The following is a 25804-nucleotide window of genomic DNA, read 5'->3' on the forward strand; positions in this document are numbered from 1 at the left end:
AAGAGGGGCATTGCCCCTCTTCCTTTTTAAAGTAACTCTAGCACCGACGCGTAGGCTGTGCCGTCGGCGACGGGGCTCTCCCCGATTACAGGGTGCGTTTTACTTCTACGGTTTCGAATACTTCGATCTGGTCGCCTACGCGAACGTCGTTGTAGTTCTTAACGCCGATACCACACTCCATGCCGTTACGCACTTCGCTGGCATCGTCTTTAAAGCGACGCAGGGATTCCAGTTCGCCTTCGTAGATCACCACGTTGTCACGCAGTACGCGGATTGGCGCGTTACGCTTAACGATACCTTCGGTCACCATACAGCCAGCAATTGCACCGATCTTAGGCGACTTAAATACGTCACGTACTTCAGCCAGACCGATGATCTGCTGCTTGAACTCTGGCGCCAGCATACCGGACATCGCCGCTTTCACTTCGTCGATCAGATCGTAGATCACGCTGTAGTAGCGCAGATCCAGGTTCTCGTTATCAACCATGCGACGAGCAACGGCGTCAGCACGCACGTTAAAGCCAACCAGGATACCGTTGGAAGCCGCAGCCAAAGAGGCGTCAGTTTCGGTAATACCACCAACACCACGGCCGATGATGTTCACCTTAACTTCGCTGGTAGACAGCTTGGTCAGGGAGTCTGCAATCGCTTCCAGAGAACCCTGAACGTCGGCTTTCAGTACCACGTTCAGTTCAGAGATGTCGCCTTCGGTCATGTTGGTGAACATGTTTTCCAGCTTGGACTTCTGCTGACGAGCCAGCTTCACTTCGCGGAACTTACCTTGACGGTGCAGGGCCACTTCGCGCGCTTTCTTCTCGTCACGTACTACAGTGGCTTCGTCGCCCGCTGCTGGTACGCCAGACAGACCCAGGATCTCTACTGGGATGGATGGACCGGCTTCTTCGATCGCTTTGCCGTTTTCGTCGCGCATTGCACGAACGCGGCCATATTCCAGACCACACAGCACGATGTCGCCCGCTTTCAGAGTACCTTCCTGAACCAGGATGGATGCGATTGGACCACGGCCTTTATCCAGACGGGATTCAATTACCACACCACGAGCCATACCCTCTTTACGAGCGGTCAACTCCAGTACTTCGGATTGCAGCAGGATGCCTTCCAGCAGTTCGTCGATGCCCATACCAGACTTAGCAGATACGTGAACAAACATGTTCTCGCCGCCCCAGTCTTCGGACATCACGTTGTGCTGTGCCAGTTCGCTCTTAACGCGATCTGGGTCGGCAGTCTCTTTATCCATCTTGTTCACGGCAACCACCAGCGGTACACCAGCAGCTTTGGCGTGCTGGATCGCTTCGATGGTCTGTGGCATTACGCCATCATCGGCCGCTACAACCAGAACCACGATATCGGTCGCTTGCGCACCACGAGCACGCATGCTGGTAAAGGCCGCGTGTCCTGGGGTATCCAGGAAGGTGATCATGCCGTTTTCGGTTTCTACGTGGTAAGCACCGATGTGCTGGGTAATACCACCAGCTTCGCCAGAAGCAACCTTGGCGCGACGGATGTAATCCAGCAGCGAGGTTTTACCGTGGTCAACGTGACCCATGATGGTCACAACCGGCGCACGATGAACGGTTTCCGCTTCGGTATCGCGATCCGCCATTACCGCGTCTTCCAGCTCGTTTTCGTTGCGCAGAACCACTTTGTGGCCCATCTCTTCGGCAACCAGCTGGGCGGTTTCTTGGTCGATAACCTGGTTGATGGTAACCATGGAACCCATCTTCATCATGGTCTTGATGATTTCGGTTGCCTTGATTGCCATCTTGTTGGCCAGTTCAGCTACGGTGATGGTTTCGCCGATTTCAACGTCACGCACCACTTTTTCAGCTGGCTTTTGGAAGCCGTGCTGGTTGTTGCTAGCCACTTTGGCGCCGCGCTTGTTGTTGCGGCCACCACGACGGTCGTTACGACCACCGCCGTCACGGGCGTTACGGTCTGCCGGCTTTTTCTTGCGACGAGGACCGCTACGCTCGGCGTTTGCGTCTTGTTGATCTTCCGCTGCACGTGCCGCCACAGAAGTGGTTACGTGGTAGTCGGCGTTTTTCTCTTCTTCCTTGCGCTTTGCTTCCTCGGCGGCCCAACGACCAGCGTTCTCTTCAGCCAGCTTCTTCGCCTCTTCGGCCTTTTGCTTGGCTGCTTCTTCCGCTTTGCGAGCTGCCTCTTGTTCTTGCGCTTTTAGCAATGCTGCTGCCTCTTCTTTGGCTTTCTGTTCTTGCGCTAAGGTTTCTGGATCCTTTTGCGCTTCTGCCAGACGCTTGGCTTCCGCCGCTTCGCGTTTGGCTTTCTCTTCGGCAGCACGTTGTGCTTTGGCTTCCGCTTCGGCCTTCGCTTTCTCTTCAGCTTGGCGTTTAGCTTCTTCCGCGGCGATACGTGCCTGCTCTTCGGCCTCTAGGCGTGCCTTTTCTTCAGCTTCCTTTTGGGCCTGTTCTTCGATGACGCTGCGCTTAACGTAGGTACGCTTCTTACGAACCTCTACCTGTACGTCTTTGCTCTTGCCGCCACCGCTGTTAATGCTCAGGGTCTGCTTGGTCTTACGCTGCAGGGTCATTCGGGTTGGCTCAGCCGCGCCGCCATGCTGCTTAGACAAGTGGTTGAGCAGCGTTTGCTGCTCATCCTGAGATACCTTATCGCCGGCATTTTTGTTGATGCCAGCTTCGGCAAATTGGGCAACCAAACGGTCAACAGGTTTGCCGACTTCCGCAGCAAGGGACTCAATAGTTTTTTCTGACATTATCCTTATATCCTCTGTTGACGCGTTTTTATGCTTCGTCGCTGAACCAGCAGATGTTACGTGCGGCCATGATCAGGTCGCCCGCTTTGGTCTCGTCCAGTTCTTCGATCTCGGTCAGGTCATCAATGCCCTGCTCCGCCAGATCTTCTAGGGTGATTACGCCGCGGCTAGCCAGTACGTAGGCCAGGTGACGCTCCATCCCTTCCAGGTTCAGCAGATCTTCGGCTGGCTCAGCGCCATCCAAAGCTTCTTCGTTGGCCAGTGCTTTGGTAGTCAGTGCAGTTTTGGCACGATCACGCAGCATTTCCACGGTTTCTTCGTCCAGGCCGTCTACTTCCAGCAGCTCGGCCACTGGTACGTAGGCGATCTCTTCTAGCGAAGTGAAGCCTTCCTCAACCAGCGCACCAGCAAACTCTTCATCGATGTCCAGAGACTCAACGAAGGTGTTGATGATGTTAGCGGATTCACGCTCATGCTTGGCAGCCAGATCTGCGGTGGTCATTACGTTCAGTTCCCAACCGGTAACCTGAGACGCCAGACGCACGTTTTGGCCGTTACGGCCAATCGCTTGGGCCAGAGAGTCTTGCTCAACCGCTACGTCCATAGAACGCGCGTCTTCATCCATTACGATAGAGCTTACGTCAGCTGGTGCCATGGCATTGATCACATACTGAGCGAAGTTTTCGTTCCACAGTACGATGTCGATGCGCTCGCCACCCAGTTCGCCAGATACCGCTTGTACACGTGCACCACGCATACCCACACAAGCACCAACCGGGTCGATACGCTTGTCGTTAGATTTTACTGCGATTTTAGCGCGAGAGCCTGGATCACGGGCTGCGCCGATGATTTCGATCATCTCTTCGCCAATCTCTGGCACTTCGATGCGGAACAGTTCGATCAGCATCTCTGGACGGCTACGGGACAGGAACAGCTGGGAGCCACGAGACTCCAGACGGACGCTGTGCAGCAGCGCGCGGATGCGATCGCCAGGACGGAAGTTTTCCCGTGGCAGCATCTCTTCTTTGAACAGAATCGCGTCGGCGTTGTTACCCAGATCAACGATGATGGAGTCGCGGTTAACTTTCTTAACCACACCAGTCACCAGTTCACCTTCTTTATCTTTGAACTGCTCTACTACCTGCATACGCTCAGCTTCACGTACTTTTTGTACGATAACTTGCTTAGCGGTTTGGGTAGTGATGCGGTCGAAGGTTACGGATTCGATCTGCTCTTCAACAAAGTCACCCACTTCAATGGTTTCGTCCTCTTCCATCGCGCGAGCGGCAGACAGGTACACCTGACGGGTGGATACTTCCATCTCTTCGTCATCAGCAATCACCTGCCAGCGACGGAAAGTGTCGAATTCGCCAGTCTTGTGGTCGATGCACACACGTACGTCGATCTCAAGCTCTTGCTTCTTCTTAGTCGCGGTCGCCAGAGCGATCTCTAGCGCCTCAAAAATCTTCTCTTTCGGTACCGCTTTTTCGTTGGATACCGCCTCGGCTACCGCCAGGATCTCTTTACTCATCTTATGCCTCGATTCATCCTGAAACTTAGAACTTAGGAATCACATTGGCCTTCTGTACGTTCGACAGAATCACCGTAATCTCTTGCTTACCATCACGCAGGGTGACGCTGTCACCATCGACGGCGATAATCTCACCGCGCCACTTACGCTTACCATCCGATGGCATATGCAGTACCACGACAACTTCGCTGCCCATGTACTGCTGATACTGTTCAGAGGTGAACAGCGGACGATCCATGCCTGGAGAGGAAACCTCTAGGTTGTATTCAGTACTGATTGGATCTTCCACATCCAGTACCGCACTCACCTGACGGCTTACTTCGGCGCAAGCGGCCACGCTGATGCCATTTTCGTGATCGATAAACAACCGCAGGATGGAGTGGTTGCCAGCACCAACAAACTGCAAGCCCCACAGCTGGTAGCCGCAAGCCTCTACTGGCTCAGTCAGCATTTCAGTCAGGCGCTGTTGAATGGTCGCCATAGGTACCCCCTACAAACAAAAAAAGGGCTAAAGCCCTACCGTACCAATCCGCCCTAGCCAGCAAAGCGGCGCAGCGGATCGCAATTCACCGACCAGTCCGATCGCTTAAGTCAAAAACGAAGCGATATAAGAATAGTCTCAAGGCACAGCAACGATGGCAGTGACCAGCAGTTGCAATGAAAGCCGCTACATAACGCAATGTTACGGCGGCGAAAATGCAAAAAACCCCGTGTTTAAACGGGGTTCAAAGTGCCATACCCTGTCTGAGCTTTATTGCTAAAACTCGACGGCAGAACCGTCACCACCCTCGCTGTGGTTTTAAAGTCAGTGGTTTTACAACCGCTGGCTTCGACCGCTAAGGTCACGAGGCGCGCTAACTTCCGGGCTGTGGAGGGTTAACGCGATTGGCTAGCTGAAAATCAGCTAACGGCTAAATTGGTTGCAGTAGCCGAAGTTGAATCAACGGCCTTCGCGATTTTGAATGAGTGAGCCCAAGGGCGAATACTCATCAAATCTTGCTACCACTTTAGCAAAGGATTGGTTGCGGGAGCCGGATTTGAACCGACGACCTTCGGGTTATGAGCCCGACGAGCTACCAGGCTGCTCCATCCCGCGTCAATCTAGGTTGCAGTCTACCACAATCTACGACTGGGTCACTGCGAATGTTGGTACCGTGAGCGGGACTTGAACCCGCACGAGCTATGCTCACCACCCCCTCAAGATGGCGTGTCTACCAATTCCACCACCACGGCACAAATTTTGTTTTGAACTTAAGCTTTGCTTGCTTAGTTCGGCACGTCGCTAGAGCTTGGCTCTTTGGCTGGTGCTTGTTCAACCTGAACCGCAGGGGTTTCCAGATTGTCAAAATCGTTGCTCTGAACTTCGCTGTGGGCACTTAGACGGCCGATCAACAGGCTCAGGACAAAAAATACGGTTGCCAGTACCGCAGTACTGCGGGTCAGGAAGTTACCTGAACCAGAGGAACCAAACAGGGTGGCTGATGCGCCTGCGCCAAATGACGCGCCCATGCCGGCACCTTTACCTTGCTGGATCATCACCAGTCCGATGACTGCGATAGCGACCAACAAGTAACAAACCATCAAAATTTCGTAAAGCATCGTCTAATCATTCCGATTCTGAGGCAATGCGACACAATTCAACGAAGTCGCTTGCATTCAAACTGGCGCCACCAACAAGACCACCGTCAACGTCAGGGCGGGTAAACAGGTCAGCCGCATTGCTTGGCTTAACGCTGCCACCGTACAGGATGCGGATCTTCTCGCCAATATATGGCGACAGTTGCATCAAACGCTGACGAATGAAAGCGTGCACTTCCTGAGCTTGCTCAGGCGTGGCGCTCTTGCCGGTTCCGATTGCCCAGATGGGCTCGTAAGCAATTACCGCGTTATCAAACGCCATAATACCTACTTTATCCAGCACCGCATTGAGTTCGCCATTCAACACTTCAAAAGTGCGATTGGCTTCTCGGGCAGCCAGTGATTCGCCGACACACAAAATTGGGGTTAAGCCCATCTTCTGCGCCATGACAAACTTGTCTGCCACAATGTCGCTGCTCTCACCGTACATGCTACGGCGCTCGGAGTGACCGATGATAACATAGCGACAACCAAATTCGTTCAGCATTGAACCCGCAATTTCGCCGGTATAAGCCCCAAATTCTTGATGACTTAGATTTTGACCACCCAAGGTGATGCGATGCTGAGCGACGGTATCGCTATGCTCAGACAATTGCTGTTGCAAACTGTCCAAATACACAGCAGGTGGGCAGATGACTACTTCTGCAGAACTATCAGACAAAAGTGCAAACTTTTCTAATAACTCTGCGCCCAACTGACGGCTGCCTGCCATCTTCCAGTTGGCGGCGACGATAGGACGTCTGGTAGCCATGGTGTTCTCCTGTGAAAGCGAGCGAGATAGTAGCTAACTGCCTAACACCTTGCAAGCGCAGATCTATTTTGCCAGCGTTGATAGTCGATTGTTTGTGCAACCGACACCCATTCTGGCGATTATCACCGGAAAAATACCGCCGCTAGCGGCACTGCGAACGGGTCATTTGCCACACTTTAAGGGCATCCGCCGTTGCTGCAACATCATGCACTCGCAGGATCTCTGCACCTTGCTGCGCAGCGAGCAGCGCACCGGTAACACTGCCGACAAGGCGCTGATCCACAGGTCGATTAAGTAAGTTGCCAATCATAGTTTTACGCGATAGACCAATCAGCAACGGCAGCCCCGCGGCCCGCATTTGCTCAAGATTGGCCAGCAATTGATAGTTATGCTCAAGGGTCTTACCAAAGCCAAAACCCGGATCCAGCAGCAACCGACGGCGATCGATGCCAACCGCTTCACAAGCGTCAATCCGCTCGCTAAAAAATTGGTTAATCTCAGCAAACAGGTCTTGATAGTGCGGGTTCGCCTGCATAGTCCGCGGTTGTCCCTGCATGTGCATCAAGCAGATCGCCGCGTCAGTTTGTGCTGCTGCCGCCAACGCACCGGGTTCTTGCAAAGCGCGCACGTCGTTGATGATCCCCGCCCCCGCCGCCACCGCCTGGATCATGACCGCCGCTTTGGAGGTATCAATCGACAGCACCACGTCCAAACGAGCGTTAAGTGCTTCAATCACCGGTACCGTACGTTCAAGCTCTTGTTCCAGCGCCACATCCACCGCCCCTGGGCGCGTTGACTCACCGCCAATGTCGATGATGCTGGCACCGTCGGCGACCATCTGCGCCGCCGCATCAATCGCGGCCGCTAAGGCATTATGACGACCGCCATCGGAGAATGAATCGGGGGTAACGTTTAAGATCCCCATGATCTGTGGCAGACTAAGATCGAGGCGGCGCTGGCCACACACTAACTGCATTGTGCTATTCCCGGATAAGTTGCTAATTGGATTAAACCGGCCTGAGTTAAAGAGCCTGCTCTCGACCACCGACACTAAAACCCGAGTTCGATATTTATCGTCTCTCACAAAAATGCCCCGCACAAAGCGGGGCATTTTTTAAGCGTCAAGCTTATTTAGCTGGGGCTTCATCGCCACCAGATTTTGGCTCTTCGTCGATCACTTCAGTGGTGGTTTCGGTTTTGACGCCACCGTCACTATTGTTGTCATCTTGGTCGCGCTGAGCCCAATCCGCCGGCTGACGAACTTCACGGCGCTCCATCAGATCGTCGATCTGTTTGGCGTCGATGGTTTCGTACTTCATCAGCGCATCGGTCATCGAGTGCAAGATGTCCATGTTCTCTTCCAAGATGGTACGAGCGCGTTGGTAGTTGGCATCGATAAACGCCTTCACCTCTTCGTCGATCAAGTTAGAAGTCTCTTCCGAGATATGGCTCGCTTTGGCCATCGAACGACCTAAGAACACTTCACCGTCTTCGTCGGCGTAGTTCATTGGTCCCAACTTCTGCGACAGACCCCATTGGGTCACCATCTTACGAGCGATATCGGTGGCACGCTCGATGTCGTTAGAGGCACCGGTGGTTACCTTGTCATCGCCGTAGATCAGTTGTTCCGCGATACGACCGCCGTACAAGCTGGAGATCATCGACTCCAAATGCTGCTTTGAGTGGCTCCAACGATCCTGCTCTGGCAGGTACATGGTTACACCCAAGGCGCGACCGCGTGGAATAATAGATACCTTGTAAACCGGATCGTGCTCTGGCACCAACCGACCAACAATAGCGTGGCCCGCTTCGTGGTAGGCGGTCATGCGCTTTTCAGCCTCAGACATCACCATCGAACGACGCTCAGCCCCCATCATGATCTTGTCTTTGGCTTTTTCGAACTCTTCCATGTTAACCAAACGCTTGGAGGCACGAGCAGCAAACAGCGCCGCTTCGTTAACCAAGTTGGCGAGCTCAGCACCAGAGAAGCCTGGGGTGCCGCGAGCGATCAACGCCGCGTCTACGCCTTCCGCCAGTGGCACTTTGCGCATGTGTACTTTCAGGATCTGTTCACGACCACGCACGTCTGGCAGACCAACGGTCACCTGGCGGTCAAAACGCCCTGGACGCAGCAGCGCTGGATCCAATACGTCTGGACGGTTAGTCGCAGCGATCACAATAATCCCTTCGTTGCCTTCAAAGCCGTCCATCTCAACCAACATCTGGTTCAGGGTTTGCTCTCGTTCATCGTGACCGCCGCCCATACCAGCACCACGCTGACGACCGACTGCATCGATCTCATCGATAAAGATGATGCACGGCGCTGACTTTTTCGCTTGCTCGAACATGTCACGCACACGGGAGGCGCCGACACCAACGAACATCTCAACGAAGTCAGAACCGGAGATGGTAAAGAACGGTACCTTGGCTTCACCGGCAATCGCCTTAGCCAGCAAGGTTTTACCGGTACCTGGAGGCCCCACCATCAGCACACCAGTCGGGATCTTACCGCCCAGCTTCTGGAACTTGGTTGGGTCACGCAGGTAATCCACCAACTCGGCCACTTCCTCTTTCGCTTCATCACAGCCAGCAACGTCCGCAAAAGTGGTTTTGATCTGATCTTCGCTCATCAGGCGGGCCTTGGACTTACCAAAGGACATCGCGCCTTTACCGCCGCCGCCTTGCATCTGGCGCATGAAGAAGATCCACACCCCGATCAGCAGCAGCATTGGGAACCAAGATACGAAGATCTGCGCCAACATGCTTGGTTGTTCGGCTGGTTTGCCGGTTACCTGCACATCGTGCTTGATCAGTTCATTCAGCAGATCCTTGTCGTACACCGGCATGTAGGTGACGAAGCTTTCACCGCTGTTGGTTACCCCAGTGATGGTGGATTGATCTTCGATCTCAACCGACCGCACTGAGCCGTTTTGATAGGCTTGCACAAAGCTGCTATAGCTCATGCTGCTGCCGTTTCCAGATGAAGGCGAGTAGCCCTGGAACACGGTCATCAGCACCACGGCAATGACGAGCCATAAAATTAGATTCTTCGCCATATCGCTCAAGGGTTATAACCTCACAAATCCTTGGTTTACTAAGGCAAGCTTACCCTTTGTAACCGTTAGCCACAATGTAGACCTCACGGGAGCGCGCCCGCGAACTGTCCGGTTTACGAATTTTCACGCTGGTAAAGCTACTACGCACGTCCGCCAAGTATTGATCGAAGCCTTCGCCTTGGAACACTTTGACCACAAACGAACCGCCTTTGGCCAGTACCTGATGGCACATATCAAACGCCAGTTCGACCAGATACATCGAGCGCGCCTGGTCAACGCTGCCGGCGCCAGAAAAGTTCGGTGCCATATCGGACATCACTACGTCGATCTTACTGTCGCCAACCCGCTTTAACAGTGCATTTAACACCGCTTCTTCGCGGAAGTCGCCTTCCAAAAAGTCAACGCCAGCGATTGGGTCCATCGGCAAAATATCGCAAGCGATAACCACCCCATCAAGACCAACTTGCTCTACCGCATATTGCGACCAACCGCCTGGTGCAGCACCTAGGTCAACCACCGCCATGCCCGGCTTCAGCAGTTTGTCCTTCTGCTGGATCTCCTCCAACTTAAAGATGGCACGAGAGCGCAAACCTTGCTTCTGTGCTTTTTTGACATACTGGTCGTCAAAATGTTCATCAAGCCAGCGTTTAGAACTGGCGGAATGTTTTTTCTTGCTCATGCCGAATGGCGACCCTTGTGGCAATACCCATCACTGTGCGAATGCTAGACTATTAGCAATCGCCGTACATCAGTATGGTTTCAGTTAGTATTAGGCGAGATATAGGGCTAGAATACGCCGCTTTCAAGTCCACTAAGTCAAAAAGAGTGCCCTAATGAGCCAATTGACCACCAAACAAAAGCAGTACCTGAAAGGGTTAGCCCATAACCTGAAGCCAGTGGTGCTGCTTGGCGCCAACGGTTTGACCGAAGGGGTTCTGGCCGAGATCGAACTGGCATTGGACAGCCACGAACTGATCAAGGTTAAGGCGGCTGCGGAAGATCGCGAAGAGAAGAAGGCGATCATGGCTGCCATCGTTCGCGAAACCGGTGCTACCCAAGTTCAAACCATCGGTCACATTCAGGTGCTATATCGCGCCACCGAAGATCGTAAAATCGACCTGCCAAAAGCTAAGTAAGCTTTTGCTATGTTGAAAAAAACCGGAAGCCTTGGCTTCCGGTTTTTTTGTAACTTCCGTTTGCAGTGAGCCGCGATTGGCAACCGCGGCGACTAATCACTGTTATCTGCAAACTGCTGGCTAGCTACTTACGAGTGCGCTTTTGCGGCGCTGGTGCTGCTGCGCGGGTGCGGTGTTTGCTTACCGCACGACGGATCTTACCGGTCTTCACCTGCTTGCTGCGACGCTGCTGGTTCTTATCTTCCGACAGCATGGTACGGGTTTCTGGTTCCAACGCCACCAAGCGACGCAGGTAGTTAACCTGATCCAATGGCAGTTCCATCCAGCCACCGCGAGGCAGACCTTTCGGCAATGGAATGTCGCCGTAGCGAATACGCATCAGGCGGCTAACCTGCACTTCTTGGCTTTCCCACATCCGGCGCACTTCGCGGTTCCGACCTTCGGTCAGTACCCCGTGGTACCAGGTGTTTAGGCCTTCGCCACCGGCAGCAGACAGGCGGCGGAAGCTGGCTTTGCCATCTTCTAGATCCACCCCGGTGCGTAGGCGGTGCAGCATCGCATCGTCCACTTCACCAAACACTCGAATGGCGTATTCACGCTCGACTTCGTGGGATGGGTGCATCAGGCGGTTAGCCAGTTCACCATCGGTGGTAAACAGCAACAGACCTGAGGTGTTGATGTCCAATCGGCCGACCGCAACCCAACGGCTGTCTTTCATCTTTGGCAGACGATCAAAAACGGTTGGACGACCCTGAGGATCGGTACGGGTACACAGCTCACCTTCCGGCTTGTAGTACGCCAGCACGCGGCAGATCACCTCTTCCTCAGACTTGAGGGAGATCAGATTACCGTCGATGCGCACTTGCAGATTAGAACCACCGTCAACGCGGTCACCCAGCTTGGCGATTTCACCATTGATGCTGACCCGTCCGGCAGCGATCACCGCTTCCATCTCACGACGGGAACCATGACCTGCACGAGCTAATACTTTCTGTAATTTTTCGCTCATTAATCTCTCTTAATGTAATTGCGACTCTACGTCCGCATCCTGACGACTGAAGATCGCCGCCAGTGCTTGTTCATCGTCAAGGGCTGGCAACTGCGCCAAGCTCTTGAGGTTAAAGTATTGCAAAAATTGCTCAGTAGTGGCGTATAACGACGGCCGCCCCGGCAACTCTTTATGCCCAACCACGGTGATCCAACCGCGTTCAGACAAGGTGCGCATGATGGTGGCACTAACCGCTACCCCGCGCACCCGTTCAATTTCACCGCGAGTGATCGGCTGACGATAGGCGATAAGTGCTAGGGTTTCCAGCACCGCCTTCGACAATTTGGCGGCTTTTTGTGGCCATAAACTGGCCAGCTCTTCGCTTAGCTCAGTGCGGCTTTGAAAACGATAAGCCCCGCCAACTTTGACCAATTCCACCCCACGGTCTTGGTAGTCTTGCTCAAGCTCTAGCAACAGGCCGCGAACGGTGGTGCTATCCAGCTGCAACTGCGCTAACACGGTTTGTCGCAACTGCTTAATGGTCAGCGGCTTGTCGGCGATAAACAGCGCCGCTTCAATCAATTTTTTAGCTCGGCTGAACATGGCTGCGTTCCTAAACCTTAGCCCGCACCACAATCGGTCCGGCAATCTGCTGCTGTTGCAGCTCAATCAGTTGCTCTTTGACCAGTTCCAGCACCGCCAGCAGCGTCACCACCACCCCAGCGCGACCCTCATCAACACTGAACAGCGCCTCAAATGGGGTGAACTGGCTACTGCTTAACTGCGCCAAGATCCGACTCATCCGCTCCCGCGTTGACAGCGTTTCTTTGGCAATATGGTGATGTTCAAAGTGCTCAGCGCGGGCGATCACCCCTTGTAATGCGCCCAGCAGTTCGCTCATCGACAATACCGCTTGCTGTACCTGCGGTTGCAGACTCTCCGGCGCCGTCGCTCGGGCGCGCCAGTTGTCGCGCTCTTGCCGCGGCAAGGCATCGAGATCGGCAGCGGCTTTTTTAACCATTTCATAGGCTTGCAACTGTTTTACCAGCAGCGCCCGTGGATCGATCTCGTCATCCTCTTCAAATACTGGCCGTGGCAGCAACAACCGCGATTTGATCTCCGCCAGCGTCGCCGCCATCACCAGGTATTCCGCTGCCAGTTCGAATTTCATCGCCTCCATCAAGGCGATGTACTCCATGTACTGGGCAGTAATAGTGACGATAGGTAGATCGAGAATATCGAGCTTTTGTTTGCGGATCAGGTACAGCAGCAGATCCAGTGGCCCCTCGAACGACTCCAGGAACACTTCCAGCGCATCCGGCGGGATAAACAGATCCGCCGGAAACTGCTTTAACGGTTTGCCTTGAACAATCGCTCGCGGCCGCATTGGCACTACTGTGGCCATCGACGCAACCTTAGATAAAAGCGCGCCATTATATGGACACATCTGACGGTTGTCAGCGGTTTATTCAAACGGGCTCGGATCGCCGCAACCAACGCGGACGATCTGCGCATCGCCATCCGACAGATCGACCACGGTAGTCGGCTGCGATGGCAGGTAGCCGCCGTCAATGATTAAGTCCACCGCGTGTTCCAGCCGTTCTCGGATCTCATAGGGATCCGCTTCGCTGTCTTGCTCACCGGGTAGAATCAAACTGGTGGACATCAGCGGTTCGCCCATCGCCTCCAACAACGCCTTAGCGATGTTGTTATCGGGGATACGAATACCGATGGTTTTGCGCTTAGGGTTAAGCAGCCGCCGCGGCACCTCTTTGGTGCCTTTAAAAATAAAGGTGTAAGCACCGGGGGTGTTATTGCGCAGCAAGCGAAACGCCAGGTTATCAACCCGGGCATAGTGCGCCAGTTCCGAGTGGTCACGGCAGATCAAACTGAAGTTGTGATCGTCATTGAGCTGGCGAATACGACAGATCCGCTCCAGTGCTTTTTTGTCACCCAACGGGCATGCCAAGGCGTAACCAGAGTCGGTCGGAAAGACAACCACCCCACCTTGACGTAGCAACGCTACCGCTTGGCTAATCAAGCGTGGCTGTGGGTTGTCCGGGTGTACTTGAAAAAATTGGCTCATTGGCCCTCCTCAACCCAGCCGAAGTGGTGCCATACCCCCGCCTGCGACGGACGATGCAACCCTCGGCCAAGCTCCAGCCAACGGCTGGGTCCATGAAAATCGCTGCCAGCGGAGAGCAACAATTGATGCTCCATCGCCAACTGCTGTAAAAACTGTTGCAGTTGCGGGTTGATCTGACAGTGGATGGTCTCCATTGCCATGCCGCCAGCGGCCACAAAATCGGTCACTAGCATCCGCAGCCATTTATTCGATAGATCGTACTTACTTGGGTGAGCCAACACCGACACGCCTCCAGCGGCATTGATGCGCGCCACCGCTTCGGCCAGTTCACACCAACGATTACCAACGTAAGCGCATTCGCCTTTACCGAGGAACTTATCAAACGCCAGCTGCGGTTTGGCCACCACCCCCATCTCGACCAACGCTTTGGCAAAATGGCTGCGGCCGATATTACCGTTACCGGCAAACTGCGCTGCCAGTGCCAACGCGCCCTCGATACCCCGCTTTTGCAAGCGTTGATCAATCAGCGCGGCACGTTCATCACGCCATGCTGATTGCCGCTGCAATAGTTGCTGTAATGCGGGATTGGCCACATCAAAATTGAGGCCAACAATATGAATTTCCCAGTTTCGCCAATGGGTTGAGATCTCAACGCCATCAATCAAGGTGACATTATTGAGCGCCGCCGCTTGCCGGGCCTCGGCCAGCCCGGCGGTGGTGTCGTGATCGGTCAGTGCCAATACCGATACCTGCTGCAACGCCGCACGCTGCACCAATTCGGTTGGGGTCAAACTGCCGTCGGAAGCGCGGCTATGGCAATGCAGATCAATCTTCATAAGCGTCTTACTAAGCTTTAATTGTTTGAATTGTACGCCAGTACAGGGAGGGGTTGACAGCCTTGTGAGCAAACCGTTAGCATCCAAACCGTATTATCGAAACAGTACAGTGATATTTCGCTACTGTTCATTACAGCGCTAATGGTTACCGAACAGGCAATAGCTACTTAACGGGATTCGAACTCAGTCATGATCAACTTCGCAGCACATTCTCACTCTTGGTGGTGGCGCCCTGACATAAGCGGGCGTGCTTAGCTGCACCTATTTGACTGAAAACAAAACTCTCAAGCCCGCTTTCGACCACACTCGAAAGCGGGCTTTTTTATGATTTTAATAACGAGAACCAGCAACCATGATCATCATTCTAAAAGCCGGCGTCACCGAAACCGACGCTCAAACATTACTGGCGCAGATCGAATCCAAAGGGCTCAAGCCACTGTATATGCCTGGGGTTGAGCGCACCGTGTTGGGCGCCATTGGCGACGAGCGGGTACTGCAATCACTGAATCTGGACGGCAACCCGATTGTCGATGAGATCAAACCAATTCTCTCCAAATACAAACTGGTCTCCCGCGAACTGAACCCGATTGACACCCATGTGATGCTCGGCAATCACGCCGTTGGTGGCGATACCTTTACTGTGATTGCTGGCCCTTGTGGGGTCGAAAGCCGTGAGCAACTGCTGGGTGTGGCCCAAATGCTTGGCAAACATGGGATTGCAGCGCTACGTGGCGGCGCCTTTAAGCCGCGTACCAGCCCCTATTCGTTCCAAGGATTGGGGGTTGAGGGGCTGAAACTGCTGAAACAAGCCAATCAGGCAACCGGTCTGCCGACCGTGTCAGAGGTGATCGATGCCAGCGACGTTGAGCTGATGGCCGATTACATCGACTGCTTCCAAATCGGCGCCCGTAACGCCCAAAACTACCGCTTGTTGGAAGCGGTTGGCGAGCAGCAAAAGCCGGTGCTGCTTAAGCGAGGCATGAGCAGCACCGTCGAAGAGTTACTGCTCGCGGCGGAATACATCGTCAACGCCGGTAATCCCAACGTCATTTTGTGCGAGCGAGGCATTCGCACCTTTGAAACCGCCACCCGCAACACCTTAGATCTGAACGCGGTCGCTTACTTGAAGCGCAAAACCCATCTGCCGGTACTGGTGGATCCCAGCCACGGCACTGGCGTGCGCGAGTTGATTGCACCGCTCAGCTACGCCGCGGCCGCTGTTGGTGCCGATGGCATCATCGTCGAGAGCCACTTAAATCCATGCGAAGCGCTGTCCGATGGCCATCAAGCGTTGGATGCCCAGCAGTTCGCGGCGTTAATGACAGGCCTACGTCCGTTCGTCCACGCCGCAGGGAAGAAACTGTAATGACCACCGTTGCCGCTGGCCACGCCAAAACCTTAACCACCAGCGTGCCGTACCACGCCGAACCGGCGCTGCTGTATCAGCAACTCTGTAGCCACAGTGGCAAACTCCGGCCACATACCTTACTGTTGGAATCGGCTGAAATTGATTCCAAAGCCGGTCTAAAAAGTCTGCTGTTGATTGATGCCGCGCTCAGTGTCCGCTGCGATGGCCGGCGCATCATCCTAAACGCCCTGACGGCGAATGGCGAAAACCTGCTGCCCTATCTGGCTGAGCAGCTAACCGAGTTGGGTCAAGTTGAAATCAAGCACCCGCAGCTGACTGTTGAACTGGCTGCCATCCCCAATGGGCTGGACGAGGACAGCCGTCTGCAAGCGCCATCGCCACTGTCGGTGCTGCGCACCTTGCAGCAACAGATCCGCAGCGATAACGCCCTTAGTGAATCGCTGCTGCTGGCTGGGGTCTTCGCCTTTGACTTGGTCGCCAGTGTCGAACCGTTGCCAGACGTAGCCGACAGCGCCAATAACTGCCCCGACTATCTGTTTTATCTGGCGGAAACCACTTTGGTGCTGGACCACCAGCAGCGCAGTGGCCGCTTGATTGGCACCGTCTTTGGCGGCGAGCACAGCCATGCCGTCAGCAACGACAAACGGCTGCGCTTGGGTGAACTTGCTGGTCAGTTGCAACGGCCGCTTGAGCCGCAATCGGTAACTGAACCAGCCACCGCTGCTGCCACCATCAATCACAACATCAAGATCAGCCAAACCGATGCCGAATTTGCCGCTAAGGTCGAGCAACTGCAAGAACACATTCGCGCCGGCGATATCTTTCAAGTGGTGCCAGCACGGCGGTTTTCACTGCCCTGTCCGCAACCATTGGCGGCCTATCAACGACTGCGGGAATTGAACCCCAGTCCTTACATGTTCTTTATGCAGGCCGATGACTTCAGCCTGTTTGGCGCCTCACCAGAAAGCGCCCTGAAATACGATCATCACAGCAATCAGGTGGAGATCTACCCTATTGCCGGTACCCGGGTACGCGGCAAACACGCCGATGGCACTGTCGATCACGATCTCGACGGCCGGATTGAGTTGGGGCTACGACAGGATCAAAAAGAGCTATCGGAACATCTGATGTTGGTGGATCTGGCTCGCAACGACGTGGCGCGGATCAGCGAACCTGGCAGTCGCAAAGTGGCCGAACTCCTCAAAGTCGACCGCTACAGCCATGTGATGCACTTGGTCTCTCGGGTTACCGGCCAGTTGCGCCATGATTTGGATGCCCTGCACGCCTACCAAGCCTGCATGAATATGGGCACCTTAACCGGCGCCCCCAAGGTTCGGGCAGCGCAGTTGCTGCGTCAGGCCGAAGGTGAACGTCGTGGCAGCTACGGCGGCGCCGTCGGTTACCTCAATGGCCGCGGCGATATGGACACCTGCATCGTGATTCGCTCGGCGCTGGTCAATAACGGCATTGCCCACGTCCAAGCTGGCGCTGGAGTGGTCCACGATTCGGTGCCGCAAAGCGAAGCCGACGAAACCCGCAATAAAGCCCAAGCGGTGCTGCGGGCGATCAGTCAAGCGGGAGGCGCACTATGAGCCAGACCACCATCACGCCGGCACCAATCACTTTGCTGGACAACTTCGATTCCTTTACTTGGAATCTGGTGGATCAGTTTCGCAGCCTTGGTCATCCGGTCACCGTCTATCGCAACGACATCGACGCCACCACTTTGGCCAACAAACTGCTAACCCAAGCCAACCCCGGCGTATTAGTGCTGTCACCCGGCCCCGGTGCGCCAGCCCAAGCCGGTTGCTTAATGGATTTAATTGCCCGGTGCGCTGGCAAGTTGCCGATGCTGGGGATCTGTCTTGGCCATCAAGCGCTGATTGAACACTACGGCGGCCAAGTCGGTCGCGCCGCAGCGCTGATGCACGGTAAATCCAGCCCGATGCAACACGACAACGGGCCATTGTTTGCTGGGATGAGTAACCCGTTACAGGTTGCCCGTTACCACTCCTTGGTGGGGCTAGAGCTCCCCCCAAGCCTTGAGGTGGTCGCCGAGGTCGATGGCATGGCAATGGCGGTGGTTCATCCCAGCCATCGCGCCGTTGGCTATCAATTTCACCCTGAATCAATTTTGACCGAGCACGGTGCCCAACTGCTTAAACAAACGCTGGCACTGCTGACCGGTAATCAACCGCTGACAAAGGAGCTGTCCTTATGCTGATCACCGATCTGCTGGCCATCTTAATGGCTGGAAAATCCCTGACCCGCGAGCAGGCCAAGTTCCTGTTCGCCAAAGTGGTGGCCGGAGAGACCACCGACGCCGAATTGGCCTGTGCCGTGACTGCCCTGAAGATGCGCGGCGAAAGCATCGATGAGATTGCCGGTGCCGCTGACGCCCTGCGCGATGCGGCGGTGCACTTTCCCCGCCCCGAAGGGGATCTGCTGGATATCGTTGGCACCGGTGGCGATGGCGCCAACACCATTAATATCTCCACCACCGCCACCTTTGTCGCCGCCGCCGCTGGCGCCAAGGTGGCCAAGCACGGCAGCCGCAGCGTGTCATCGCAATCCGGCGCCTCCGATCTGCTGAGCCAATTTGGGGTCAACCTAACCATGACCCCAGAACAATCGGCCCAGTGCCTAGAGCAGCTTGGCGTCACCTTTCTGTTCGCCCCGCACTACCACGCCGGAATGCGCCATGCCGCGCCAATCCGTCAGCAACTGAAATCCCGCACCCTGTTTAATATTTTGGGGCCACTGATCAACCCTGCCCGACCAAGCCAGATGCTGCTTGGGGTGTATACCCCAGAGCTGCTGGAACCTATCGCCTCGGTACTGGCCAGCCTTGGGGTAAAGCGAGCGTTGGTGGTGCACGGCAGCGGTTTGGATGAACTTGCGGTGCACGGCGACAGCGATGCCATCGAACTGCGTGATGGCCAATTGCATAAACGCCACTTCACCCCCGAACAGCTTGGCGTCCAACGCTACCCGCTGGAAGCGCTCAAAGGCGGCCGCCCGCAGGAAAACATGGCGATCAGCAAAGCGCTGCTCAGCGGCCATGGCAGCGACGCCCAACAAGCGGCGGTGGCGGTCAATGCCGGGGCGGCGCTGTATCTGGCGGATCAAGCCGACAGCATAAAAGCCGGCACTGAACTGGCGCTAAAAACCCTTGCCAGTGGCAAGGCACTGACCCTGATTGAGCAATTTGCCGAGGCCAGCCAATGACCGCCGCCGCCCTAAACCGCACCAATACCGTGCTGGATAAAATCGTCGCCAGCAAACCAGCCCACATCGAGGCGCTGGCCGAACACTATGGCGAATTGCTTAACACCCGAGCGGCACCATCGACTCGCAGCTTGTTCGATGCCCTTAACCAGACCAATGCTGGCTTTATTCTTGAGTGCAAAAAAGCCAGCCCTTCCAAAGGGCTGATCCGTGCCGAGTTCAATCCGGTGGCTATAGCCCGCAGTTACCAAACCTACGCCGCCGCCATTTCGGTACTGACCGACGAGCAATTCTTCCAAGGCCAGTTTGAATACCTTAAGCAGGTGGCCGCAGCGGTCAGCGTGCCGGTGCTGTGTAAGGACTTCATCATTGATGCACGCCAGCTGCGGTTAGCCCGCCACTTAGGTGCCGATGCCGCGCTACTGATGCTATCGGTGCTGCCGGACGCGCTCTATCTTGAACTGGCCGCCGAAGCCCAGATCTTAGGATTGGATATCCTTACTGAGGTCAGCAACCGTGAGGAGATGCACCGCGCCATCGCCCTTGGCGCCAAAATCATCGGCATCAACAATCGCGATCTGCGCGATCTCTCCGTTGACCTAACCACCACCGAAGCGCTGGCGCCACTGGTCCCTAACGGCACCTTGCTGATCAGCGAATCCGGCATCTACCACCACCAGCAAGTGCGTCAGTTGAGCCCACTGGTGAATGGCTTTTTGGTCGGTTCCAGCCTAACCGAACAAGCCAACATCGACTTGGCCTGCCGCCAACTGATTTACGGCAACAACAAAGTCTGTGGTTTGACTCGGGTTGAAGATGCCCAAGCCGTGGCCGCCGCCGGTAGCCGCTACGGCGGTCTGATCTTTGCTGATAAATCACCGCGTAAGGTCAACCTTGAGCAAGCCCGCCAACTGGTTGATGGCAGCAACCTCGATTTTGTCGGGGTGTTTGTCGATGCCGAGCCCAGCACCGTGATCTATGTCGCCAACCAGCTGCAACTGCATGCGGTGCAGCTGCATGGCAGCGAGGACGATGAATACATCGACCAATTGCGGCCGCACCTCCACAGCCAGATCTGGAAAGCGGTAAAGCCGGATCGCAGCAATCTGGTCACAAGCGCCGATCGCTTGCTGTTCGACAGCGCCCAAGCCGGCCAATTTGGTGGCACCGGTCAGCCGTTTGATTGGTCAACCCTACCGGCCGAGCGCCAGCAAATCCTACTCGCTGGCGGCCTTGGCCCCGACAACATTGATGCCGCCATCGCGGTTGGCTGTTTTGGCCTCGATCTTAACTCCGGGGTCGAGCAAGCCCCCGGGGTTAAAGATCCCCACAAATTAGCACTGTGCTTCGAAGCGCTGCGCGCCTTTGGCCGCAATCACACTGCAACCGGCACCAACAACTAGAGAATCCCCATGAGCAAACTCAATCCTTTCTTCGGCGAATTTGGCGGCCAATATGTCGCTCAGGTGCTGGTGCCAGCACTCGATCAATTGGAACAAGCGTTTATCGAGGCGCAAGCGGACGATGCGTTTCAGCAAGAGTTTACCAGCCTGCTCAAAGAGTACGCCGGTCGGCCAACCGCGCTGACCTTAACCCGCAACTTCAGCCCCAATCCCAAGGTGAAAATTTACCTAAAGCGAGAAGATCTGCTGCACGGTGGCGCCCACAAAACCAATCAGGTATTGGGCCAAGCGCTGCTGGCAAAACGGATGGGCAAAACCGAGATCATCGCTGAAACCGGCGCCGGTCAGCACGGCGTTGCCACTGCCTTAGCCTGCGCGCTGCTGGGACTAAAATGCCGAGTCTACATGGGCGCTAAAGATGTCGAACGACAAAGCCCCAATGTGTTTCGAATGAAGCTGATGGGGGCCGAAGTGATCCCGGTGCATTCGGGCTCTGCTACGCTCAAAGACGCCTGCAACGAAGCACTGCGCGACTGGAGCGCCAACTACGACAGCGCCCACTACCTGCTGGGTACCGCTGCCGGGCCTCATCCCTTCCCGACCATCGTCCGCGAGTTCCAAAAGATGATTGGCGAGGAAGCTAAGCAACAGCTTTTAGCCCGCGAAGGACGCTTGCCGGATGCGGCAATCGCTTGCGTTGGCGGCGGCTCCAATGCCATCGGCCTGTTTACCGATTTTATCGATGAACCGGCCGTGCAACTGATTGGGGTAGAGCCCGCAGGGCTTGGGATCGATACCGACAAACATGGCGCGCCGTTAACCCACGGCAAACTGGGGATCTTCTTTGGCATGAAAGCGCCGCTGATGCAGGACAGTCATGGCCAAATTGAGGAATCCTACTCGGTCTCGGCTGGTCTCGATTTCCCGTCGGTGGGCCCACAGCATGCCTATCTGGCATCCATCGGCCGCGCTCAATATCCGTCGGTGACCGACGATGAAGCCCTTGAAGCGTTCCAACGTCTGGCCAGCAGTGAAGGGATTATTCCGGCATTAGAGTCTGCCCATGCCCTTGCCCACGCTTATAAGATGGCGCAGGAGGCCGCCGATGGCACCATCTTGTTGGTTAACCTCTCCGGCCGTGGTGACAAAGACATCTTCACCGTCGCCGATATTTTAGAAAAACAAACCAACAAGGAGGGTTCCCTGTGAGCCGTTATCAGTCACTATTTACCCGCCTTGATGCCGCCAACCAAGGCGCCTTTGTGCCGTTTGTCACCCTTGGCGATCCGGGCATAGCCGATGCCATCGATGTGATTGAAGCGCTGATCGCCGGCGGCGCCGATGCCCTTGAGCTAGGGATCCCTTTCTCCGATCCCGCCGCCGATGGCCCAACCATTCAAGCGGCCAATATTCGCGCCCTTAATGATGGCGTTACACCCACAGCTTGTTTTGAGGTACTAACCGAAATTCGCCGCCGCCATCCAGATCTGCCGATTGGTCTGCTGGTGTACGCCAACTTGGTGTATTCACCGGGTCTGGCAACCTTTTACCAGCGCTGTGCCGATGCCGGAGTCGATTCGGTATTAGTGGCCGATGTGCCGGTTCATCAAGCCGGTGAGTTTATCGATGCCGCCCGCAGCGCTGGGGTGGCACCGATCTTTATCGCCCCGCCAAACGCCGACGACGCCACCTTAGCGGCGGTCGCCAGCCACGGCCAAGGTTACACCTACCTGCTATCACGGGCTGGGGTCACCGGCACCGAAACCGCCGCGGGAATGCCACTGGATCACTTAATTGACGGCCTGAAACGACATCAAGCGCCGCCGGCGATCCTCGGGTTTGGCATTGCCGAACCGGCCCAAGTACAGGCGGCGATTGCCGCTGGTGCCGCCGGCGCCATCAGTGGCTCGGCGGTGGTCAAGATCATTGAACAGCACTTAGATAACCCCAGCGCCCGCGACGCCGCCCTGAGCGCTTTTGTCAAAAACATGAAGGCAGCAACGCTTCGTTAATCTTTGCCAGCGGAAACCAAAGCCCAAGTGTGCTAGCGTGCTTGGGTTTTTATTTTTCGATGACCTCAGAGTTACCCCTACCCATGAAGCAATTGCTTGATTTTCTGCCTTTACTGGTGTTTTTCATCGCCTACAAGTTTTACGGCATCATCGCCGCCACTGGCGCCATCATTGTCGCCTCGGCGGTGCAGCTCGGTCTGCTGTATCTGCTCTATCGCAAAGTGGAAAAAATGCACCTTGTCACCTTTGCGCTGCTGCTGGTGTTCGGTGGCGCCACCGTCCTGTTCCAAAACGACGCCTTTATTAAATGGAAGGTGACCATCGTCTACATGCTGTTCACCGGCATTTTGATTGGCGGTAACCTGTTTAATCGTCCAATTCTAAAAGCAATGCTGGGTAAAGAGTTGCAGCAAGAGGATGCGGTTTGGAAAAACCTTGGCTACCTGTGGGCGGGCTTCTTCACCCTGTGCGCCATCGCCAACGTCTATATCGCCTTTAACTTGTCGCAGGAAACTTGGGTTAACTTCAAAGTCTTTGGCCTGACTGCCGCCACCTTAGTGGGTACGGTGGCCACCGTGTTGTATCTGATGCGTAGCGCTAAAAAGCAGTAAGCCAAAACAAAAAATGCCAGTCTTCGCAGACTGGCATTTTTCTATTCAATAACGGCCGTTATTTTTTGGCGAAACGAGTTCCCAGTGGCAGTACCACTCGACCATATTCGTTATTCAGTACTTGCGCCATGGCAAAGTAGATGGCCGAGGCGCCACAGAAAATCCCTTCCCAACCAGCAATCGCACCAATCAGGGCACTGCCGGTAAAATCACGTGCCGCTAACAAGAAGAACAGAATGGTCAAAGAGCCAAACACAATCTGTTTTGCCAGTGGGTAAGTGCGAGCCCCGATAAACATAAAGGCGGTGAAGATCCCCCACATGGTCAGATACCAGCCCATAAAGGCGTGTGGGCTTGGTTCAAAGCCCATCTTTGGCAACACCAGCAGCCCCACCAAAGTTAACCAGAACAGACCGTAAGAGGTAAACGCGGTAGTACCAAAGGTGTCACCACGCTTAAAGCACATGATGCCAACAATCACTTGGCTCAAACCACCGTAAAAGATCCCCATCGCAAGGATCATCGAATCGATTGGGAAAAAGCCAGCATTGTGGATGTTCAATAGAACGGTCGTCATACCGAAGCCCATCAGGCCTAGCGGAGCAGGGTTGGCGTAAGAGGTCGACATCAGGGTACCTTGAAATTGGGTTAAATGGGGGCAGACGCCCTATCTGGCGCCAAATCAGCGGCGTAATATACGGATTCCAGCGACCCTTGGTCAGCCTTAATTTAGGCCGATTTTTCGCTTTGTCGGCGGCTCCCCATTGTCGATTTTGGCAAGCGGTAGCGGTTCACAGCATCGGCGATTGGTTGTTACGGATCACACCGAAATCGAACAGCCAGTGAACATAATTCAGTCGCATTTAAACCGCATCAGCATGGGATTTGTTAAAAACAGCCGCCACCCACCGCAAGGAGAGATCACACTTGCACACCGAAATGAGAGATTGATCCTGATGGATTTTGTTGCAGGGTGAACTGATCGGCAAATTTGAAATTAGCGCCAAATACCGCCCATTTTGAACTGGATTCGCAACCATCCGATCCGTATATTACGCCGCCCAATCTTTGCTCATGGCCCGTTGCCGTGAGCACCGCCCAGTCAGGGGCAACTTACAGTCGAGTGACAACCGAGATGAATCGAGCCATGAAGATCTTGATCGCAGGTATTGCGATCAACCTGTGTATGGGCGTGCTGTACGCCTGGAGTGTGTTCTCAAAAGCACTGCAAGCCGAACTGGGCTGGTCCGCCGTTGATGCGGGCATGCCATACAGTGTGGCGGTAATGGTATTTGCCAGCTGTCTGCTGGTATCTGGCGTACTGCAAGATCGCATGGGCCCACGTGCCATGGTAATTCTGGGCTGTACTCTGGTATCCGGCGGCCTGATCGTCTCCTCCTTCGCTATCGGCAACCCACTGGTACTGGCGCTGAGCTTCGGCGGCATGGTGGGCGCGGGTATCGGCTTCGCTTACGCTTGTCTGTCTCCAGCCGCAATGAAGTGGTTCCACAGCTCCAAAAAAGGTCTGGTTTGCGGCCTGATCGCCGGTGGTTTCGGTATCGCTCCACTGTACTTGGCACCACTGACCAACTTCTTGATCGGCAGCTACGGCATCGAGAACACCTTCCTGTTCTTGGGCGCTGGCGCACTGCTGATCTCGGTACCGCTAGCGTTCACCATCGTTAACCCACCAGCAGGCTATGTGGCTCCAGCTCCAGCGGGTTACGTTGCTGCTAACAAAGATGGCGGTAACGACTTTAGCTGGCGTGAAATGCTGAAAACCAAGCAGTTCTACATGCTGTGGGTGATGTTCTGTTTCTCCGCTTCTGCTGGCCTGATGCTGATCGGTAACATCGTATCTATCGCGGCTACCCAAGGCGGTCTAGCAAACGCGGCGTTCCTGGTATCGGCACTGGCGGTATTTAACTCCGGTGGCCGCGTAGTGATGGGCATGCTGTCTGACAAGATCGGCGCGATCCGCACTCTGCTGCTGGTGTTCGTACTGCAAGGCATCAACATGCTGCTGTTCCCGATGTACGAAACCGAAATGGGCTTTATGCTGGGCGCGGCTCTGGCTGGTATCGGTTACGGCGCACTGCTGTCCGTGTTCCCATCTCTGACTGCCGATTACTACGGTCTGAAAAACTACGGCACCAACTTCGGCGTGCTGTACACCTCTTGGGGTGTGTCTGGTTTCATCGGTCCAGTAATTGCGGGTTACGTATCTGCGGCTTACGGTTCTTACGCGATTGCTTACACCGTATCTGCTGTTGGTCTGGCGATCGCCATCGCTCTGGCACTGCTGATCAAACCAGTAACCGCCGAGCAAAAAGTTACTGCTGCTGAGCCGGTTGAAGCGTAATCCGCCAAAACACGATTTAGCGCACAAACAAGCCGCCCAATTGGG

The 25804-nt window shown here is 55.0% G+C and carries 24 protein-coding genes and 2 tRNA genes; 10 read left to right on the forward strand and 16 right to left on the reverse strand.

The window, feature by feature from the left end; all coding sequences use genetic code 11:
• Positions 1 to 85: 85 nt before the first annotated feature.
• From infB to rlmE, 10 genes are all read right to left on the reverse strand, one after another.
• Positions 86 to 2752 carry a translation initiation factor IF-2 gene (gene infB / locus G506_RS0115210; RefSeq protein ID WP_028117613.1) on the reverse strand — a complete coding sequence of 889 codons (2667 nt, stop codon included), beginning with the start codon at positions 2750 to 2752 and terminating at the stop codon, positions 86 to 88.
• A gap of 28 nt (positions 2753 to 2780) precedes the next feature.
• Positions 2781 to 4283 (reverse strand): transcription termination factor NusA, encoded by a 1503-nt coding sequence (gene nusA / locus G506_RS0115215; protein ID WP_028117614.1) that lies wholly within the window; start codon positions 4281 to 4283, stop codon positions 2781 to 2783.
• 25 nt (positions 4284 to 4308) lie between these two features.
• The gene (gene rimP, locus G506_RS0115220) at positions 4309 to 4764 is read right to left on the reverse strand and encodes a ribosome maturation factor RimP (protein ID WP_028117615.1); all 456 of its coding nucleotides are present in this window, start codon (positions 4762 to 4764) and stop codon (positions 4309 to 4311) included.
• 538 nt (positions 4765 to 5302) lie between these two features.
• A tRNA-Met gene (locus G506_RS0115225) sits at positions 5303 to 5379 on the reverse strand.
• A gap of 51 nt (positions 5380 to 5430) precedes the next feature.
• Positions 5431 to 5516: transfer RNA gene (locus tag G506_RS0115230), tRNA-Leu, on the reverse strand.
• 33 nt (positions 5517 to 5549) lie between these two features.
• Complete coding sequence (gene secG / locus G506_RS0115235) at positions 5550 to 5882, reverse strand: preprotein translocase subunit SecG (protein ID WP_028117616.1); 333 nt, start codon at positions 5880 to 5882, stop codon at positions 5550 to 5552.
• Positions 5883 to 5889: 7 nt separating this feature from the next.
• Positions 5890 to 6672 carry a triose-phosphate isomerase gene (gene tpiA, locus G506_RS0115240; protein WP_028117617.1) on the reverse strand — a complete coding sequence of 261 codons (783 nt, stop codon included), beginning with the start codon at positions 6670 to 6672 and terminating at the stop codon, positions 5890 to 5892.
• Positions 6673 to 6814: 142 nt separating this feature from the next.
• A complete protein-coding gene (gene folP, locus G506_RS0115245) occupies positions 6815 to 7648 on the reverse strand; it encodes a dihydropteroate synthase (protein ID WP_028117618.1) in 834 nt (277 codons plus the stop codon).
• A 151-nt stretch (positions 7649 to 7799) separates the two neighbouring features.
• Entirely contained in the window at positions 7800 to 9737 is a 1938-nt protein-coding gene (ftsH, locus tag G506_RS0115250) for an ATP-dependent zinc metalloprotease FtsH (protein ID WP_028117619.1), read from the reverse strand.
• A 40-nt stretch (positions 9738 to 9777) separates the two neighbouring features.
• Positions 9778 to 10407: a 23S rRNA (uridine(2552)-2'-O)-methyltransferase RlmE gene (gene rlmE / locus G506_RS0115255; RefSeq protein WP_028117620.1), complete on the reverse strand. Its 630-nt coding sequence runs from the start codon at positions 10405 to 10407 to the stop codon at positions 9778 to 9780.
• A 154-nt stretch (positions 10408 to 10561) separates the two neighbouring features.
• Here rlmE and yhbY point away from each other — a divergent pair, with 154 nt between their 5' ends.
• A complete protein-coding gene (yhbY, locus tag G506_RS0115260) occupies positions 10562 to 10864 on the forward strand; it encodes a ribosome assembly RNA-binding protein YhbY (RefSeq protein WP_028117621.1) in 303 nt (100 codons plus the stop codon).
• A gap of 124 nt (positions 10865 to 10988) precedes the next feature.
• On the opposite strand, the gene rluB is transcribed toward yhbY, so the two are convergent.
• The 5 genes from rluB to G506_RS0115285 are packed head-to-tail and all read right to left on the reverse strand — an operon-like array spanning position 10989 to position 14774.
• On the reverse strand, positions 10989 to 11873 hold the full coding sequence (rluB, locus tag G506_RS0115265) for a 23S rRNA pseudouridine(2605) synthase RluB (protein ID WP_028117622.1): 885 nt from the start codon (positions 11871 to 11873) through the stop codon (positions 10989 to 10991).
• Between the two features lie 9 nt (positions 11874 to 11882).
• The gene (gene scpB, locus G506_RS0115270) at positions 11883 to 12455 is read right to left on the reverse strand and encodes an SMC-Scp complex subunit ScpB (RefSeq protein WP_028117623.1); all 573 of its coding nucleotides are present in this window, start codon (positions 12453 to 12455) and stop codon (positions 11883 to 11885) included.
• Between the two features lie 10 nt (positions 12456 to 12465).
• On the reverse strand, positions 12466 to 13257 hold the full coding sequence (locus tag G506_RS0115275) for a segregation and condensation protein A (RefSeq protein WP_028117624.1): 792 nt from the start codon (positions 13255 to 13257) through the stop codon (positions 12466 to 12468).
• A gap of 60 nt (positions 13258 to 13317) precedes the next feature.
• On the reverse strand, positions 13318 to 13938 hold the full coding sequence (locus G506_RS0115280; RefSeq protein ID WP_028117625.1) for an L-threonylcarbamoyladenylate synthase: 621 nt from the start codon (positions 13936 to 13938) through the stop codon (positions 13318 to 13320).
• Positions 13935 to 14774, reverse strand: a complete 840-nt coding sequence (locus G506_RS0115285) for a PHP domain-containing protein (protein WP_028117626.1) — start codon at positions 14772 to 14774, stop codon at positions 13935 to 13937. The genes G506_RS0115280 and G506_RS0115285 overlap by 4 nt, the downstream gene beginning before the upstream one ends.
• Positions 14775 to 15126: 352 nt before the next feature.
• On the opposite strand from G506_RS0115285, the gene aroF reads away from it, so the two are divergent.
• The 8 genes from aroF (at position 15127) to G506_RS0115325 (ending at position 23397) form a co-directional block, all read left to right on the forward strand.
• Positions 15127 to 16140 carry a 3-deoxy-7-phosphoheptulonate synthase gene (aroF, locus tag G506_RS0115290; RefSeq protein WP_028117627.1) on the forward strand — a complete coding sequence of 338 codons (1014 nt, stop codon included), beginning with the start codon at positions 15127 to 15129 and terminating at the stop codon, positions 16138 to 16140.
• A complete protein-coding gene (locus G506_RS0115295; RefSeq protein ID WP_028117628.1) occupies positions 16140 to 17735 on the forward strand; it encodes an anthranilate synthase component 1 in 1596 nt (531 codons plus the stop codon). The genes aroF and G506_RS0115295 overlap by 1 nt, the downstream gene beginning before the upstream one ends.
• Positions 17732 to 18367, forward strand: coding sequence for an aminodeoxychorismate/anthranilate synthase component II (locus G506_RS0115300; RefSeq protein ID WP_028117629.1), 636 nt, complete (start codon positions 17732 to 17734; stop codon positions 18365 to 18367). The genes G506_RS0115295 and G506_RS0115300 overlap by 4 nt, the downstream gene beginning before the upstream one ends.
• The gene (gene trpD / locus G506_RS0115305; protein WP_028117630.1) at positions 18361 to 19371 is read left to right on the forward strand and encodes an anthranilate phosphoribosyltransferase; all 1011 of its coding nucleotides are present in this window, start codon (positions 18361 to 18363) and stop codon (positions 19369 to 19371) included. The genes G506_RS0115300 and trpD overlap by 7 nt, the downstream gene beginning before the upstream one ends.
• On the forward strand, positions 19368 to 20774 hold the full coding sequence (gene trpCF / locus G506_RS19915; protein WP_051202183.1) for a bifunctional indole-3-glycerol-phosphate synthase TrpC/phosphoribosylanthranilate isomerase TrpF: 1407 nt from the start codon (positions 19368 to 19370) through the stop codon (positions 20772 to 20774). The genes trpD and trpCF overlap by 4 nt, the downstream gene beginning before the upstream one ends.
• A gap of 9 nt (positions 20775 to 20783) precedes the next feature.
• Positions 20784 to 21983, forward strand: coding sequence for a tryptophan synthase subunit beta (gene trpB, locus G506_RS0115315; protein WP_028117631.1), 1200 nt, complete (start codon positions 20784 to 20786; stop codon positions 21981 to 21983).
• Positions 21980 to 22786 (forward strand): tryptophan synthase subunit alpha, encoded by an 807-nt coding sequence (trpA, locus tag G506_RS0115320; RefSeq protein WP_028117632.1) that lies wholly within the window; start codon positions 21980 to 21982, stop codon positions 22784 to 22786. Before trpB ends, trpA begins: the two co-directional genes overlap by 4 nt.
• Before the next feature lie 83 nt (positions 22787 to 22869).
• Positions 22870 to 23397, forward strand: a complete 528-nt coding sequence (locus G506_RS0115325) for a septation protein A (RefSeq protein WP_028117633.1) — start codon at positions 22870 to 22872, stop codon at positions 23395 to 23397.
• 58 nt (positions 23398 to 23455) lie between these two features.
• Here G506_RS0115325 and G506_RS0115330 read toward each other — a convergent pair whose 3' ends face one another.
• The gene (locus tag G506_RS0115330) at positions 23456 to 24025 is read right to left on the reverse strand and encodes an acetate uptake transporter (protein WP_028117634.1); all 570 of its coding nucleotides are present in this window, start codon (positions 24023 to 24025) and stop codon (positions 23456 to 23458) included.
• A gap of 519 nt (positions 24026 to 24544) precedes the next feature.
• Here G506_RS0115330 and G506_RS0115335 point away from each other — a divergent pair.
• Positions 24545 to 25759: an L-lactate MFS transporter gene (locus G506_RS0115335; RefSeq protein ID WP_240473440.1), complete on the forward strand. Its 1215-nt coding sequence runs from the start codon at positions 24545 to 24547 to the stop codon at positions 25757 to 25759.
• The last annotated feature ends 45 nt before the right edge of the window (positions 25760 to 25804 follow it).

The organism is Ferrimonas senticii DSM 18821 (assembly GCF_000422665.1).
Lineage (GTDB): Bacteria > Pseudomonadota > Gammaproteobacteria > Enterobacterales > Shewanellaceae > Ferrimonas > Ferrimonas senticii.

What these genes read in the sequence shown, in the direction of transcription:
- infB (WP_028117613.1), bottom strand. Translation starts at nt 2,752, where the DNA reads ATGTCAGAAAAAACTATTGAGTCCCTTGCTGCGGAAGTCGGCAAACCT.
- nusA (WP_028117614.1), bottom strand. Translation starts at nt 4,283, where the DNA reads ATGAGTAAAGAGATCCTGGCGGTAGCCGAGGCGGTATCCAACGAAAAA.
- rimP (WP_028117615.1), bottom strand. Translation starts at nt 4,764, where the DNA reads ATGGCGACCATTCAACAGCGCCTGACTGAAATGCTGACTGAGCCAGTA.
- secG (WP_028117616.1), bottom strand. Translation starts at nt 5,882, where the DNA reads ATGCTTTACGAAATTTTGATGGTTTGTTACTTGTTGGTCGCTATCGCA.
- tpiA (WP_028117617.1), bottom strand. Translation starts at nt 6,672, where the DNA reads ATGGCTACCAGACGTCCTATCGTCGCCGCCAACTGGAAGATGGCAGGC.
- folP (WP_028117618.1), bottom strand. Translation starts at nt 7,648, where the DNA reads ATGCAGTTAGTGTGTGGCCAGCGCCGCCTCGATCTTAGTCTGCCACAG.
- rlmE (WP_028117620.1), bottom strand. Translation starts at nt 10,407, where the DNA reads ATGAGCAAGAAAAAACATTCCGCCAGTTCTAAACGCTGGCTTGATGAA.
- yhbY (WP_028117621.1), top strand. Translation starts at nt 10,562, where the DNA reads ATGAGCCAATTGACCACCAAACAAAAGCAGTACCTGAAAGGGTTAGCC.
- rluB (WP_028117622.1), bottom strand. Translation starts at nt 11,873, where the DNA reads ATGAGCGAAAAATTACAGAAAGTATTAGCTCGTGCAGGTCATGGTTCC.
- scpB (WP_028117623.1), bottom strand. Translation starts at nt 12,455, where the DNA reads ATGTTCAGCCGAGCTAAAAAATTGATTGAAGCGGCGCTGTTTATCGCC.
- G506_RS0115275 (WP_028117624.1), bottom strand. Translation starts at nt 13,257, where the DNA reads ATGGCCACAGTAGTGCCAATGCGGCCGCGAGCGATTGTTCAAGGCAAA.
- G506_RS0115280 (WP_028117625.1), bottom strand. Translation starts at nt 13,938, where the DNA reads ATGAGCCAATTTTTTCAAGTACACCCGGACAACCCACAGCCACGCTTG.
- G506_RS0115285 (WP_028117626.1), bottom strand. Translation starts at nt 14,774, where the DNA reads ATGAAGATTGATCTGCATTGCCATAGCCGCGCTTCCGACGGCAGTTTG.
- aroF (WP_028117627.1), top strand. Translation starts at nt 15,127, where the DNA reads ATGATCATCATTCTAAAAGCCGGCGTCACCGAAACCGACGCTCAAACA.
- G506_RS0115295 (WP_028117628.1), top strand. Translation starts at nt 16,140, where the DNA reads ATGACCACCGTTGCCGCTGGCCACGCCAAAACCTTAACCACCAGCGTG.
- G506_RS0115300 (WP_028117629.1), top strand. Translation starts at nt 17,732, where the DNA reads ATGAGCCAGACCACCATCACGCCGGCACCAATCACTTTGCTGGACAAC.
- trpD (WP_028117630.1), top strand. Translation starts at nt 18,361, where the DNA reads ATGCTGATCACCGATCTGCTGGCCATCTTAATGGCTGGAAAATCCCTG.
- trpCF (WP_051202183.1), top strand. Translation starts at nt 19,368, where the DNA reads ATGACCGCCGCCGCCCTAAACCGCACCAATACCGTGCTGGATAAAATC.
- trpB (WP_028117631.1), top strand. Translation starts at nt 20,784, where the DNA reads ATGAGCAAACTCAATCCTTTCTTCGGCGAATTTGGCGGCCAATATGTC.
- G506_RS0115325 (WP_028117633.1), top strand. Translation starts at nt 22,870, where the DNA reads ATGAAGCAATTGCTTGATTTTCTGCCTTTACTGGTGTTTTTCATCGCC.
- G506_RS0115330 (WP_028117634.1), bottom strand. Translation starts at nt 24,025, where the DNA reads ATGTCGACCTCTTACGCCAACCCTGCTCCGCTAGGCCTGATGGGCTTC.
- G506_RS0115335 (WP_240473440.1), top strand. Translation starts at nt 24,545, where the DNA reads ATGAAGATCTTGATCGCAGGTATTGCGATCAACCTGTGTATGGGCGTG.